The following is a 14,292-nucleotide window of genomic DNA, read 5'->3' as shown; positions in this document are numbered from 1 at the left end:
CCATGACTGCAGACCCCGTGACCTCACACGCTGGCGCTCCCGGCGCGGAGTACGCCGAGACCGCGAGTGCCGCCTACCGGGCCGCGCTGCAGGTCATCGAATCCGTCGAGCCGCGCATCGCGGCGGCGACGCGCAAAGAGCTTGCCGACCAACGGGATTCGCTCAAGCTGATCGCCAGCGAGAATTACGCCTCGCCGGCGGTGCTGCTGACCATGGGCACGTGGTTCTCCGACAAGTACGCCGAGGGCACGATCGGGCACCGGTTCTATGCGGGCTGCCAGAACGTCGACACCGTCGAGAGCCTCGCCGCCGAACACGCCCGTGAACTATTCGGAGCGCCGTACGCCTACGTGCAACCGCACTCCGGTATCGACGCCAACCTCGTTGCGTTCTGGGCGATCCTGGCCACCCGCATAGAAGCACCCAGCCTTGCCGAACTCAATGCCAAGCACGTCAACGAGCTGTCCGAACAGGACTGGGAGACGTTGCGCAACAAGCTCGGCAACCAGCGGCTGTTGGGAATGTCACTGGACGCCGGCGGCCACCTCACCCACGGCTTCCGGCCGAACATCTCCGGCAAGATGTTCCACCAGCGCAGCTACGGCACCGATCCGGGCACCGGTTTTCTGGACTACAGCGCGGTGGCCGAAGCCGCCCGCGAGTTCAAGCCGCTGATCATCGTGGCGGGGTACTCGGCCTATCCGCGGCGCGTCAACTTCGCCACGATGCGCGAGATCGCCGACGAGGTGGGTGCGACGTTGATGGTCGACATGGCGCACTTCGCGGGCCTCGTCGCGGGCAAGGTCTTCACCGGCGACGAGGATCCGGTGCCGCACGCGCACGTCACCACCACGACGACCCACAAGTCGCTGCGCGGGCCGCGCGGCGGGATGGTGCTGGCCCAGCCGGAGTTCTCCGACGCCGTCGACAAGGGCTGCCCGATGGTGCTGGGCGGACCGCTGTCGCACGTGATGGCGGCCAAGGCCGTCGCGCTTGCCGAGGCCCGCCAGCCCGCGTTCCAGGCGTATGCGCAGCGCGTCGCCGACAACGCGCAGGCACTGGCGGACGGCTTCCTCAAGCGCGACGCAGGGCTGGTGACTGGCGGCACCGACAACCACCTCGTGCTGCTCGACGTCACCTCGTTCGGCCTGACCGGCCGGCAGGCCGAGTCCGCACTGCTCGACGCGGGCATCGTCACCAACCGCAACTCCGTGCCGGCGGATCCGAACGGCGCCTGGTACACCAGCGGCATCCGTCTCGGCACGCCGGCGCTGACCACGCGCGGGTTCGGCGCCGACGATTTCGACCGGGTGGCCGAGCTGATCGTCGACGTGCTGTCGAACACCGAACCCCAGGGCACATCGAAGGCCAAATACACCCTCGCCGACGGCACCGCCGAGCGTGTGCACGCCGCGTCCGCCGAGCTGCTGACCGCAAACCCGCTGTACCCGGGGTTGCAGCTGTAAGTGGCGAGCCGATTTCAGAGAACGTGTGAACTCGGGTTACAGTTACTTTTATGGCACAGAAACCTGTACCGAATGCGCTGATCCTCGAACTCGAGCCGGTCGTGCAGCAGGAGCTGCGTCGTCACATCGATTCCGAGGACCTCTGGTACGCGCACGACTACGTACCGTTCGACCAGGGCGAGAACTTCGCGTTTCTCGGCGGGAAGGACTGGGACCCGTCGCAGGTGACGCTGCCGAAAGACGTCACCGATGCGCTGGAGATCCTGCTCATCACCAAGGACAACCTCGCGAGCTTTCACCGCGAGTTCGTGTTCAGCTTCATCCTCGAGGAGAAGTGGGGCCGCTGGATCGGCCGGTGGACCGCGGAGGAGCACCTGCACGCGATCGCGCTGCGCAACTACCTCGTCGTGACTCGCGAGATCGACCCGGCCGCCAACGAGGACGTGCGCGTTGAGCACGTGATGAAGGGTTACCGCGCCGACACCTACAGCCAGGTCGAGCGGCTGGTGTTCATGGCGTTCTTCGAACGGGCGCACGCCGTCTTCTGCCGCAACCTCGAGGCCAAGATCACCGAACCGGTGCTCAAGCGCCTCATCGGGCGCATCGCCAAGGACGAGGAACGACATGAGGAGTTCTTCGCCAACCTCGTCGCGCATCTGCTGTCGACCAGCCGCGACGAAACCGTCGATGCGATCGCACACCGCGCCGCCGAACTCGACGTCGTCGGCGGCGACATCGACGCCTACGCAGACAAGCTGCAGCGCGTCGCCGAGGCCGGCATCTTCGGGCCCGAGCAGTTGCGCCAGGTGACCGCCGACCGGATCGCCGCCTGGGGACTGGCCGACGAGCCGAAGCTGCGCGAGTTCGCCTCCGCGTAACCGGCCGGTCACCGCACTCGCGAGCAGCGGCGAACACTACGGCGCGCCTGCACGGCGCATGTGCCGCAACGGGAGTAGCGTCGCTTCCGATGGCTAGCGACTTGCTTTGCTGTCCGGGCGGTACCGATCGTTTCGATCACGAAGGGACCGGCCCCGGTCTCAGTGCCGCAGTGTCCGCCGAAGGTTCGTGCGGGGCCGCATGAAGCCAAGTGAGACGCGAGGAGCGCCACGTGACTGAATCGGCCGTTCGGACCTATGTGCTCGATACCTCGGTGCTGCTGTCAGATCCCTGGGCCGGCACGCGCTTTGCCGAGCATGAGGTCGTGGTTCCGCTGGTGGTGATCAGCGAACTCGAAGCCAAGCGTCACCATCATGAGCTCGGCTGGTTCGCGCGTCAGGCACTGCGGATGTTCGACGATCTGCGGCTCGAATACGGCCGGCTCGATCAGCCGATTCCCGTTGGCGTACAAGGCGGTTCACTTCACGTAGAGCTCAACCACAGCGATCCGTCGGTGCTACCGGCGGGGTTTCGCACCGACAGCAACGATGCGCGGATCCTGACCGTCGCGGCCAACCTGGCAGCCGAAGGTAAGCATGTCACGCTGGTGAGCAAGGACATCCCGCTGCGGGTGAAGGCCGGTGCGGTCGGGTTGTCGGCCGACGAATACCACGCCCAGGACGTCATCACATCCGGCTGGACGGGGATGGCCGAGGTGGAGGTCGGCGCCGACGACATCGATGCGCTGTTCGCCGACGGCGAGACGGATCTGGAGGCTGCTCGAAACCTGCCCTGCCACACCGGGATTCGATTGCTCGGCGGCACCTCGCACGCGCTGGGCAGGGTGACGCCGGAGAAGCGGGTGCAGTTGGTGCGCGGGGACAGGGAGGCGTTCGGGCTGCGCGGCCGCTCCGCCGAACAACGGGTGGCGTTGGACCTGCTGCTCGACGAGTCCGTCGGCATCGTGTCGCTCGGCGGCAAGGCTGGTACCGGCAAATCCGCGCTGGCGCTGTGCGCAGGGCTGGAGGCCGTGCTGGAGCGCCGCACCCAGCGCAAGGTCGTGGTGTTCCGTCCGCTGTACGCGGTCGGCGGGCAGGACCTCGGCTACCTGCCCGGCAGCGAGAGCGAGAAGATGGGCCCGTGGGCGCAGGCGGTCTTCGACACGCTCGAGGGGTTGGCCAGCCCCGCGGTGCTCGAGGAGGTGCTGGCGCGCGGCATGCTCGAGGTGTTGCCGCTGACGCACATCCGGGGCCGGTCGTTGCACGACTCGTTCGTGATCGTCGACGAGGCGCAGTCGCTGGAGCGCAACGTGTTGCTGACCGTGCTGTCGCGACTGGGCGCGGGGTCACGCGTCGTGCTCACCCACGATGTCGCCCAGCGCGACAATCTGCGCGTCGGCCGGCACGACGGCGTCGCGGCGGTGATCGAAAAGCTCAAGGGCCATCCGTTGTTCGCCCACATCACGCTGCTGCGCAGCGAACGCTCGCCGATTGCCGCGCTGGTGACCGAGATGCTGGAGGAGATCAGCCCCGGCGCGCTGCCGTGATGGCTCTCAGCGATCGGTAGCGCGCCCAAGTCCCTGGCGGTGGCGGCTACTGCGGGCCAGGTACCAGCCGGCGGCCGCCGCCCCACCCAGCGCCACCACCCGATCGGCGCGGTCGCCGCGCGGCAGGTCGAGCAGCGACACCAGGCCCAGCACCGCGAACCCGGTGCGCAGAGCGGGCTGGCTGGTGGCCGTCGTGACCAGAGCGGTGTTCTTGTCGGTCAGGGTCGCGGAAGCTTCGTCGAGACGCACCGGTCCTCCTGTCGATCGGGGTGACGGGGCAGCCATTTGACGGTAAATCTTTCGCCGCCACAGGGGAATAGGGAATTTCCCTATGCCCCGGTCGATGTTTCGGGCGCGTGCGGCCTGCCGAGGTGCCGGCCCAGCTCCGCCCGCGACCTGATGCCGAGTTTGCGGTAGATGCGGGCAAGGTTGGCCTCGACGGTCTTCGGGCTGATGAACAGCGCGGCCGCGACGTCGCGGTTCTTCATCCCCGATGCGGCGAGCTCGGCGACCCGCCGCTCGGACGGCGTCAGGTCGCCGGTGCCGTGTCGTCCCACGCTCGAGAGGGAAAGCTCGGCGCGGGCCCGGGCCGCCCACAGCGGGATGTTCAGGCGCTCGAATATCTCCACTGCTTCCTGCAGGTGCGCCGACGCCGACTCCTTCCTGCGCTGACGACGCTCGAGCCGGCCCAGGGTCAGCAGCGTCCGCCCGCGCTCGAAGGGCATCGGCAGGTCCTCGTGTGCGGTCATCGCCTGCCGCGCCGCGTCGTGGGCGCCGTCGAGGTCGCCGCGGGCGGCCAACAGCATGGCGCGCGACCGTGCGCCCACCGCGAGCATCCACTGGCGGTTGAGCCGGCGGCCGTTGTTCTCCAGCGCTGCGATGAGCGGCTCGGCCTCGGTGAGGCGGTCCAGTCGGACAAGCGCCTCGACGGCGTCCGGCAGAAAGGCGGCATTGGGCAGTTCGGTCGGCGTCTTCTCCGGATCGAATTGCGTCAGCATCGGCTGCAGCGCGGTCACCGCGGCCTGGTAGTTGCCCAGCGACACCTCGAGGAAGCCCAAAGCGGCCAGCACCCGCTGCGCCAGCCGGAATGCCCCGGTGCGCCTGGCACATTCGAGGGCGTCGTCGATCGCTTGGCGCGCGGCGTCCTCCTGGCCGGCGAACGCGGTCAGCTGTGCGCGCAGGCTTTGGGTCAGGAACTGCGGGGTGTCGCCGCCGATCTGCCGCGCCTTCTCCAGCGCGTCCTCGGCGACCAGGTTGGCCCAGACGAAGTCGCCCCGCCAGATCGCGTTCGTCACCACATGCTGCGAGACGAACACGTGCTCGCCTTCTTCGCCCTTCTCCAGGCAGCGGGCCAGGATCTTGTCCAGCTCCTCGCGCGCCTCGTCGAGCCGGCCGGTCCATTCCAGCAGCAGCGCGTGCTGCACGGCGGGCCGGAACACCAGCGGTGTGTAGGCCTCCGGGTCCTCCAGCTCCAGCGCCCGCCGCAGCAACTCGTCGTCGTAGCCCTCGCCCGCGGCGAACCGCATTATGACCAGCATCCCGAGCGCCATGCCGAGCAAATGCGGGTTGTCGACGCCCGCGGCGCACGCGACCGCCTCCTCGGCGGTCGCAACGCCCTTCTGCAAGTCGTTGCCGTGAAACAGCGTGTAGGCCAACGTGATCAGCGTCTGTACCCGCAGCGCGCGGTTGTCATGGTCTTCGTCGAGCGCGTCGCACAGCAAGCGTGTGCCTTCGATGAAGCCCTCCCCGTAGAGCCGCACCACGGCCAGGCGGCTCAACGCTTCGGCGCGCAACGTGCCTGGCGGCAGGTGCTCGATCGCCTCCTCGAGGACCGCAGCCGCCCGTTCGGAGTTCCCGGCATCGAAGTGGTGCAGCGCCGAGCGCAGCCGCCGCTGCGGGGTGTCGCCGCCGAGTCTGATCGCCAGGTCCATCAATTCGGCCGCCGCCGCTGGCGCTCCGCGCACCCGCGCCGAATCCGCCGCCGTGTCCAGCGCCCGCAACGTGATCTCGTCGCCGCGGGTGGCAGCCAGCGCCAGATGCCTGGCCCGCAGCTCGGGCTCGTCGACGATCTCGGCGAGCCGGCGGTGCATCGACCGGCGCTGACCGGGCGAGGCCTGGGTGTAGACGCCCGTCGCCAGTAGCGGATGGGCAAACCGGATCCGGTTGCCGTCGATCGCGACAATGCCTTTGCTCTCGGCCGTCTCCAACAGATCGACGAGCCGGTCGTCGTCGCCCGTCGTCGCTTGCGACACCAGTTCCACCGTGGGCACGGCCAGGCACGCGGCGGCGAGCAACGCGTCGTTGACGTCGGTGTCGAGGCCGTCCAGCCGGGCACGTACCACGTCGGTCAGCGTTTGGGGCAGCGACGGATCGATACCCGAAGAGCGTTCGTCGATCGAGCGGGCCAATTCGATTGCGTAGAACGGGTTTCCACCCGAGACCCGGTGGATCCGCCCGACCGTGGGGCGGGAGAACGGCCGTCGCAGCCGCATGGACACCGCGGCATGAAGGTCTTGAACGCTCAACGGGCTCAACCGGATTCGATGGACCGCCTCGGGCCGCGGCAGCTGCAGCCAGGCGGTGCCCGCGCCATCGCCGGAATCAGTCCGGATACTGGCCAGCAGTCCCGTGGGCCCGGTGAGCCGGCGCGCCGCGAACGCGAGCACGTGCACGCTCGACGGGTCGAGCCACTGCAGGTCGTCGATGGCCACCAGGACGGGCTGCTCGTCAGAGATTCGCTCGAGCACCGAGAGGAACGCCGCGGCCACCGCCCGTTGGTCGGTCACCGCATCGTTGTCTGCGCGCAGCAGCACCTGATCGAGCGCGAGGCGTTGAGGGGTCGGCAAGTCGGCCCAGGCGCCGGTGTCTGCGTCGTCGAGCAGGTCCGCCAGAGCGGTGTAGGCGAGCACGGATTCGGCGGCCGTCGCGCGCGTGGAGAGGACCCCGAAACCGCGCTGTCGCGCCTGCTCGACGGCGGCCGACCACAACGTGGTCTTGCCGATCCCGGCCTCACCCTCGATCAGCAGCGCCGACGGGCCGACATCCGCCGACTCCAGGAAGGTGGCGACGGCGCGCAGATGTGTCGACTGGCCGATCACGACGTCCCTCGGCATGTCCCCCAGGATCGCAGCTGCTCACAGCCGATCGAGATACTTCGGCTGAGCGTCCCTATACCCGTTGGTGTCGGGGTTCACCCATGACGCCCGGCGGATGCCCTAGCGGTCGTCGTCCTTCACCTTGGCCATCGCCAAGACGTCGAGACGCTTGTCCAGTTCTTCCTCGGACAACTTGTCGCCGATCAGCCCTCGGTCGATGACGGTCTGGCGGATGGTCTTCTTCTCCTTGAGCGCCTGCTTGGCGACCGCTGCGGCCTCCTCGTAACCGATGGCCGAGTTCAGCGGCGTCACGATCGAGGGCGACGACTCCGCCAACTCGCGCAACCGCTCCTCGTTGGCCACCAGGCCGTCGATGCAGCGTTCGGCGAACAGCTTCGAGGAGTTGGTCAGGATCTTGAATGACTCGAGGATGTTGCGCGCCATCATCGGGATGTAGACGTTGAGTTCGAAAGCACCGGACGCGCCTCCGAAAGCGATCGCGGCGTCATTGCCGATCACCTGCGCGGCCACCTGCGTGACCGCCTCGGGAATCACCGGATTCACCTTGCCGGGCATGATCGAGCTGCCCGGTTGCAGATCCGGCAGCTGGATCTCGCCGAGCCCGGTCAGCGGCCCCGAGCCCATCCATCGGATGTCGTTGGCGATCTTGGTCAGCGACACGGCGATGGTGCGCAGCGCGCCGGACGCTTCCACCAGCCCGTCGCGGGCGGCCTGTGCCTCGAAATGGTTGGCCGCCACCCGCAATTCGGCCAGCCCGGTCTGCTCGCTGAGCACGGCGACGACGCGCTCGTCGAAATCGTCGGGCGCGTTGAGCCCGGTGCCGACCGCGGTGCCGCCGATGGCCAGTTCACCCAGCCGCGGCAGCGTGGCCCGCACCCTTTCTATGCCCGCCTCGATCTGACGGGCATAGCCGCCGAACTCCTGGCCCAGCGTCACCGGGACGGCGTCCATCAGATGAGTGCGACCGGACTTGACGACGGTGCGCCACTGCCGGGCCTTGGAATCCAGCGACTCGTGCAGCACCTCGAGCGCCGGGATCAGATGGCGCACAGCGGCTTCCGTCGCGGCGATGTGCGTCGCGGTGGGGAAGGTGTCGTTCGACGACTGCGACATGTTCACGTCGTCGTTGGGATGCACGGTCACACCGTTGCGCGCCGCGATGCCCGCGATCACCTCGTTGGTGTTCATGTTCGAGCTGGTGCCCGAACCGGTCTGGAAGACGTCGATCGGGAACTGGTCATCGTGCCTGCCGTCGGCGATCTCACCGGCCGCGGCGATGATCGCGTCGGCCTTGTCCGCTGCCAGCAGGCCGAGGTCCTTGTTCACCTGCGCACAGGCGCCCTTGAGCAGGCCGAGAGCCCGGATCTGGGTGCGCTCGAGACCGCGGCCGGAGATCGGGAAGTTCTCCACGGCGCGCTGCGTCTGCGCGCGCCACAGCGCATTGACTGGCACTCGGACCTCGCCCATGGTGTCGTGCTCGATGCGGTACTCGACGTCCTGAGACGAGTCGATGCTCATGCCTCGCCTCCCGCTCGTCCCCTGCCCTGCGGGCGTGGGCCCACCGGTCCTCGCTCGTTCCTCGCTGCGATCCTCACTCGCGGTTGTCTTCGGATGCTCATGTGGTCCCTTCGTGTCTGGGTGTTACGGCAGCGGGTAGACGGCGTTGCTGTCGCCGGTGAAGTCGATCGCAGAGTATTCGCTGAGCTTGGACAACCGGTGGTACGCCTCGATCATCCGCACGGTGCCCGACTTCGACCGCATCACGATCGACTGGGTGGTGCAGCCACCGCTGTAGAAGTGGACGCCCTTGAGCAGGTCGCCGTCGGTGACCCCGGTCGCGCAGAAGAACACGTTGTCACCGGAGACCAGGTCCTCGGTCGTCAGCACGCGATCCAGGTCGTGGCCGCGGTCGAGGGCCTTCTGACGCTCCTCGTCGTCTCTGGGTGCCAGCTGCCCCTGGATCTCGCCGCCCATGCATCGGATGGCGGCCGCGGCGATGATCCCTTCCGGTGTGCCGCCGATGCCGGCCAGCATGTCGGTGCTGGTGTTCGGCCGGCACGCCGAGATCGCGCCCGCGACATCGCCGTCGGTGATCAGCCGGCACCTCGCGCCGGCCTCGCGCACGTCGGCGATCAGCTGCTGATGGCGGGGCCGGTCGAGGATGCAGACGGTCAGGTCGGAGACCGAGACATTCTTGGCCTTGGCTACCTTGCGGATGTTCTCCCCGATCGGCGCGGTGATGTCGATCGCGTCGACAGCCTCGGGGCCGACGGCGATCTTGCTCATGTAGAACACCGCCGACGGGTCGAACATGGTGCCGCGCTCGGACACCGCGAGCACCGAGATCGCGTTGGACAGGCCCTTGCTCATCAACGTGGTGCCGTCGATCGGGTCGACGGCGAAGTCACACTCCGGCCCGTCGCCGTTGCCGACCTCCTCGCCGTTGTAGAGCATCGGCGCGTTGTCCTTCTCACCCTCGCCGATCACCACGACCCCGCGCATCGACACCGAGTTGACCAACTCGCGCATGGCGTCCACGGCCGCGCCGTCGCCACCCTCCTTGTCGCCGCGGCCTACCCAGCGGCCGGCGGCCATCGCACCGGCTTCGGTGACTCGGACGAGTTCGAGGGCGAGATTTCGATCGGGGGCTTCCCCGCGGGCCGGACTCATGCGCAGATTGTCCCATTAGCCGGTCGGCCTGTGAGAGCTGGGATACTGGCGGCAATGGAAGAACAGCCCGAACCCCGCGCCGCGGCCGCCGCCCAACCGGCGCCGCACCCCCGGCCCGCCAAGTCGCGGCTGCTGCAGGACGGCCGCGACATGTTCTGGTCGATGGCGCCGCTGGTGCTGGCCTGCATCGTTCTGGCCGGTCTGCTGGGCATGTGCTCGTTTCAGCCCGCCGGGCCGGGGCAGGGTCCAGCGCCGTCCTACGACGCCCGGGCCGCGCTACAGGCCGACGCCGATGCGCTCGAGATCCCCATCCGATTGCCCGAACTGCCCGAGGGCTGGCACTCCAACTCCGGTAGCCGCAAGGGCATCGACGGCGGACGCACCGATCCCGCGTCGGGCCAGCCGGCGCGCGCGGTCAGCTCCACGGTCGGGTTCCTGACACCGGGCGGGATGTACCTCAGCCTGACGCAGAGCAACGCCGACGAAGCCAAGCTGGTCGGCTCGATCAATCCCGACGTGGTGCCGACCGGGGTGCAGGACGTCGACGGCGTGACATGGGTGGTCTACGAGGGCACCGATGGCGACGGCGAGCCCGCCGAACCGGTGTGGACGACGCGGCTGGCCGGTCCGACCGGGCCCGCGCAGATCGCGCTGACCGGCGCCGCGGGTACCGACGAGTACCGTACGCTGGCGGCGGCGACGCAGACCGCATCGCCACTGCCCGCCAAGTAACGGACGGAGACGCCATGACCGCCCCGGAAGCAGACCTGACGGGGTGGACCGTCGCGCCGTTCTCCGCGGCCGGTTACACACATGACGTCTACCGCAGGGGCGAGGGTCCGGGCGTCGTGTTGATCCCGGAGATGCCCGGCGCGCACCCCGGTGTGCTGGCGCTCGGTAATCATCTGGTGGACAACGGGTTCACGGTCGCGATCCCGTCGCTGTTCGGCACGCCGGGTGCACCCGCCATGCGGCCCGGCGCCGTGCCGGTGATGCTTCGTGGTTGTGTGGCACGGGAATTCGCGGGGCTGGCCACCAACGCCGACAGGCCCGTCGCCCATTACCTGCGCGCGCTGGCCCGCGACCTGAACGAGAGGACGCCGGGCAAGGGCGTCGGCGTCATCGGGCAGTGCTTCACCGGTGGTTTCGCGCTCGCCGCGGCGGTAGACGACAGCGTGCTGGCCCCCGTGCTCAGCCAGCCGTCGCTGCCGCTTCCGCTCACCCCCAAGCAGCGCCGCGACCCGGGGCTGTCCGATGCCGAGCTCAAGATCGTGGAACGGCGCGCCGCCACCGAGGGATTGTGCGCGCTGGGTTTGCGTTTCACCGAGGACCCGCTGGTGCCCGCGGCACGGTTCAAGACGCTCAAGGACCGGCTCGGCGACGCGTTCGAGGTGATCGAGATCGACTCACGCAAGGGCAACGAACACGGGTTCACGAAGATGGCGCACTCGGTGCTGACGCGGGAACTGCGCCAGCAGGACGACCATCCGACCGACGCGGCGCTCAAGCGCGTGACCGCGTTCCTCACGGAGCGGCTGGCTTAGGCTCGGGCGCGCTTGCGCTTTGGGCCCGCTTGCGCTTTGGGCGCGCCGGCCCGAACGGTTGTGGCGCACCTATCAAATGCGTTCCGCGTGTCACAGCGTGCGACGTTTTGCAGACGAGTTCTCGGCCTTTCGCTGCGAAACGTTGTTCGGTGTGAGCCTCGTGACTGTTGGAATGACTGAGAACGCTTGAGCCAAGCTAGTCGGCGTCCCCGGTGGCGGCTGGCGCCTTCTCGCCGTCCTTCTCGTCGGCGTCTTCAGTGTCGCTGCCGGCCTTGTGCTCGCGGAATTCCTTGATGCGACGGCCCAACCACCCGAATGGGTTGCGCCGCTTGGGTTTCTCGTCCTCGGCAGGCTGCTGGATGGGCACACCCTTGTACACCGACAGGTAGACGATGATCGTCGTGACGATGACGATCATCAGCACCGGACCGATGACGATGCCCCACGCGCCGAACATGCTGATGCCGGAGAAGACGGCGAGCAGCATCAGCGCGGGGTCGAGTCGCGCTTCGCGAGGTACCAGGATCGGCCGCAGGAAGTTGTCGATGTTGGTCACCACGATGAGGTGGAACAGGATCACGAACACGCCGCCGAAGATGTTGCCGAACAGGATCATTCCGATCCCGAACGGGATGGTGACGATGCCGCTGCCCAGGGGAATGACCGACAGCGCGGACAGCAGCACCGCGAACAGGAAGAAGCCCTGATGGAATCCGGCCAGATAGATCGACAGTGCGCCCGCGACGCCCTGGCACACCGCGATGACGAACTGGCCCATCACGGTGCCCTTGACCATCGCGCCCATCTTCGCCATATAGAGGTCGGTGGTCTCCTCGCCGAGCGGGTTGAGCTGGCGGATGATCGTCACCACCCGGTCGCGGTTGACGAGCAGTGAGATGAACACGTACACGAACAGAATCAGTGCGGTCACGGCGCCGAAAACGCCGCCCGCCGCGCCCTGTAGCAAGCCGAGCAGCCACTGGCCGGCATCCTGAGCCACCCTCGTCATCGACCCTTGCAGCGACTGCGGGGTGACGGTGGTGTCGACATAGGGCACCCGGTCCAGCAGGTCGTTGACGAACTGCAGCGCACGGTCGCCCAGCGTCGACAGATCGGTGCGGGCGACCCATTCGGCCACCCGTTCCACCATGGTGCTGATCTGCACGACCGCGAGGAACACGAACAGGCTCAACGGCACGATCACCGCCGCGGTCGCGGCCAGCAACGTCACGGTCGCCGCCAGCCCGGTGCCGATCCGTTTGTTGAGCCGAATGTAGAGCGGCGAGAACAGGTATGCGGCCACTGCGGCGACCACCACGAGGATGAAGTAGCCCCGCAGGAAGTACGCGCCGAACACGATCGCGACCACGGTGGCGACGGCAAGCGAACGCTTCTGCGTGTGCGTGAATTCGGTATCCACGCCGCTATGTCTACAGCGTGTCGGCCCTGGCTTGCGCTTGTTTGGCGCGCTGGTCGGCGATGAACCGCATGGAGACCCGGTTCATCAGCCTCGGCGCGAGCCGGGCGAACAACCATTGGGCGTGCGCGATGCGCGGTTTGACCAGGATCGGCTTGTTCTTCTCGATGGCGCGCAGGATGTCGATGGCCAGCCGGTCGGCGTCGTAGGGCTTGCCGCCCTGAGCGGGCAGGAAGTAGTCGCGGCCGACGAACCCGCCGATCGCGCCCTTGTCGAGGATCGGGGTTTCGACGGCGGCCGGGCAGACGACGAGCACCCCGACGCCGCGGGCGGCTGCCTCCGACCGCAGCGCCAGCGACAGCCCGACGACGGCGTGCTTGGTCATCACGTAACTGGTGACCTGTCCGGCGGCGGTCAGCCCGGCCATCGACGCGGTGTTGACGATGTGACCGTGGCCCTGGCGCACCATCAGCGGGTAGGCGGCGGCGACGCCGTGCACCACGCCGCGGATGTTGACGTCGATGATCGCGTTCCACTGCTCCAGCGTGAGCAGTTCCGTGTCGCCGCCCCAGACGATCCCGGCGTTGTTGAACATCAGGTCCAGCCGGCCCGCGCGGTTCACCACCTCGTCGACGGCGGCCTGCACGGCACCTGCATCGGTGACGTCGAGACGTGCCGCGCGGGCCCGCGATCCCAGGACGGCCGCGGTGCGCTCGGCCGCATCGCCGTCGATGTCGGTGCACACCACGTCGGCACCCGCGGCTGTCAGCGCTCGGCATAGCGCGGCGCCGATGCCCGAGCCCGCGCCGGTGACCAGTGCTGTCTTACCGGCGAAAGTCATGAGTTCTCCGCAAGGTTCATGACATGACCGAGTATGTCGGGGTACTTCTTGAGGTGCGCACCCCCGTTGAGGTCGAGCACCTCGCCGGTCAACCAGGACGCCTTCGGGCTGCACAGGAACACGACCGCGTCGGCGATCTCCTCCGGTTGCCCCGCGCGGCCGAGCGCGGTGTTGTCGACGTAGTCCTCGACGAGGCCCGGAATGAGCGAGGAGCCCTCCGTGAGCGGCGTCTCGACGAAGCCGGGCGACACGGCGTTGACCCGGATACCCCGAGGGCCCATCTCGAGTGCGGCCACCTGGGTGAGCATCGACAGGCCTGCCTTGGCCGAGCAGTACGCGCTCATGCCCACCGCCGGTTGTCGCCCATTCAGCGAGCTGATCGAGACGAGCGATCCGCCTTCCCGCAACTTCTGACCCGCGTATTTCGCGACGATGAACGCGCCGTTCAGGCAGACGTCGACCACCGACCGGAATTCGGTGACCGCCAGATCGGTGATCAGCCCGAGGCTGCCGAAACCCGCACAGTTGACCACGATTTCGAGGGGACCGGTCGCGTCGAACAACGCCTGTACCGAGGCTTCGTCGGTGACGTCGACGTGCGCTGCGGTGTGCGGATCGCCGAGTTCGGCGGCCCGCGCCCGCGCGCCGTCGAGGTTGCGGTCGGCGAGCGTGACCACGTCGCCCTCGGCCGCCAGCGCCTTGGCCGTCGCCCAGCCGATCCCCGATGCCGCGCCGATCACCAGTGCTTTCCTGGCGGTTTGCCCGTTGCTCATACGGTTGGCCCTTCGACGGCGAAGTAGAACGCGTTACAACGTA

The 14,292-nt window shown here is 68.1% G+C and carries 12 protein-coding genes; 5 read left to right on the top strand and 7 right to left on the bottom strand.

The window, feature by feature from the left end; genetic code table 11:
* Window positions 1–2: 2 nt before the first annotated feature.
* The 3 genes from AU185_RS11625 (at window position 3) to phoH2 (ending at window position 3,888) form a co-directional block, all read left to right on the top strand.
* The gene (locus AU185_RS11625) at window positions 3–1,466 is read left to right on the top strand and encodes a glycine hydroxymethyltransferase (protein ID WP_059097967.1); all 1,464 of its coding nucleotides are present in this window, start codon (window positions 3–5) and stop codon (window positions 1,464–1,466) included.
* A 50-nt stretch (window positions 1,467–1,516) separates the two neighbouring features.
* Complete coding sequence (locus AU185_RS11620) at window positions 1,517–2,344, top strand: acyl-ACP desaturase (protein ID WP_059097966.1); 828 nt, start codon at window positions 1,517–1,519, stop codon at window positions 2,342–2,344.
* Window positions 2,345–2,574: 230 nt separating this feature from the next.
* Window positions 2,575–3,888, top strand: coding sequence for an RNA 5'-3' helicase PhoH2 (phoH2, locus tag AU185_RS11615; protein WP_059098413.1), 1,314 nt, complete (start codon window positions 2,575–2,577; stop codon window positions 3,886–3,888).
* A 6-nt stretch (window positions 3,889–3,894) separates the two neighbouring features.
* Here the strand turns inward: phoH2 and AU185_RS11610 are convergent, their stop codons facing one another.
* From AU185_RS11610 to glpX, 4 genes are all read right to left on the bottom strand, one after another.
* Window positions 3,895–4,137, bottom strand: a complete 243-nt coding sequence (locus tag AU185_RS11610; RefSeq protein ID WP_059163317.1) for a hypothetical protein — start codon at window positions 4,135–4,137, stop codon at window positions 3,895–3,897.
* Between the two features lie 80 nt (window positions 4,138–4,217).
* Complete coding sequence (locus tag AU185_RS11605; protein ID WP_059097965.1) at window positions 4,218–7,001, bottom strand: helix-turn-helix transcriptional regulator; 2,784 nt, start codon at window positions 6,999–7,001, stop codon at window positions 4,218–4,220.
* A gap of 102 nt (window positions 7,002–7,103) precedes the next feature.
* Window positions 7,104–8,522 carry a class II fumarate hydratase gene (locus tag AU185_RS11600; RefSeq protein WP_059097964.1) on the bottom strand — a complete coding sequence of 473 codons (1,419 nt, stop codon included), beginning with the start codon at window positions 8,520–8,522 and terminating at the stop codon, window positions 7,104–7,106.
* Window positions 8,523–8,645: 123 nt separating this feature from the next.
* On the bottom strand, window positions 8,646–9,674 hold the full coding sequence (gene glpX / locus AU185_RS11595) for a class II fructose-bisphosphatase (RefSeq protein WP_059097963.1): 1,029 nt from the start codon (window positions 9,672–9,674) through the stop codon (window positions 8,646–8,648).
* Window positions 9,675–9,728: 54 nt separating this feature from the next.
* Here glpX and AU185_RS11590 point away from each other — a divergent pair, with 54 nt between their 5' ends.
* A complete protein-coding gene (locus AU185_RS11590; RefSeq protein ID WP_059097962.1) occupies window positions 9,729–10,406 on the top strand; it encodes a DUF4245 domain-containing protein in 678 nt (225 codons plus the stop codon).
* A 14-nt stretch (window positions 10,407–10,420) separates the two neighbouring features.
* Window positions 10,421–11,218, top strand: coding sequence for a dienelactone hydrolase family protein (locus tag AU185_RS11585; RefSeq protein ID WP_059097961.1), 798 nt, complete (start codon window positions 10,421–10,423; stop codon window positions 11,216–11,218).
* Between the two features lie 196 nt (window positions 11,219–11,414).
* On the opposite strand, the gene AU185_RS11580 is transcribed toward AU185_RS11585, so the two are convergent.
* From AU185_RS11580 to AU185_RS11570, 3 genes are read right to left on the bottom strand one after another with little or no spacing between them, the layout of a single operon-like run.
* Window positions 11,415–12,638, bottom strand: coding sequence for an AI-2E family transporter (locus tag AU185_RS11580; RefSeq protein ID WP_059097960.1), 1,224 nt, complete (start codon window positions 12,636–12,638; stop codon window positions 11,415–11,417).
* 10 nt (window positions 12,639–12,648) lie between these two features.
* A complete protein-coding gene (locus tag AU185_RS11575) occupies window positions 12,649–13,476 on the bottom strand; it encodes an SDR family NAD(P)-dependent oxidoreductase (protein ID WP_059097959.1) in 828 nt (275 codons plus the stop codon).
* Window positions 13,473–14,249, bottom strand: a complete 777-nt coding sequence (locus tag AU185_RS11570; RefSeq protein WP_059097958.1) for an SDR family NAD(P)-dependent oxidoreductase — start codon at window positions 14,247–14,249, stop codon at window positions 13,473–13,475. Before AU185_RS11570 ends, AU185_RS11575 begins: the two co-directional genes overlap by 4 nt.
* Window positions 14,250–14,292 lie beyond the last annotated feature (43 nt).

This window comes from Mycobacterium sp. GA-0227b (genome assembly GCF_001499855.1).
Classification (GTDB): domain Bacteria; phylum Actinomycetota; class Actinomycetes; order Mycobacteriales; family Mycobacteriaceae; genus Mycobacterium.
Note: the sequence above shows the minus strand (reverse complement) of the source record. Positions and strands in the feature narration are given on the sequence as shown.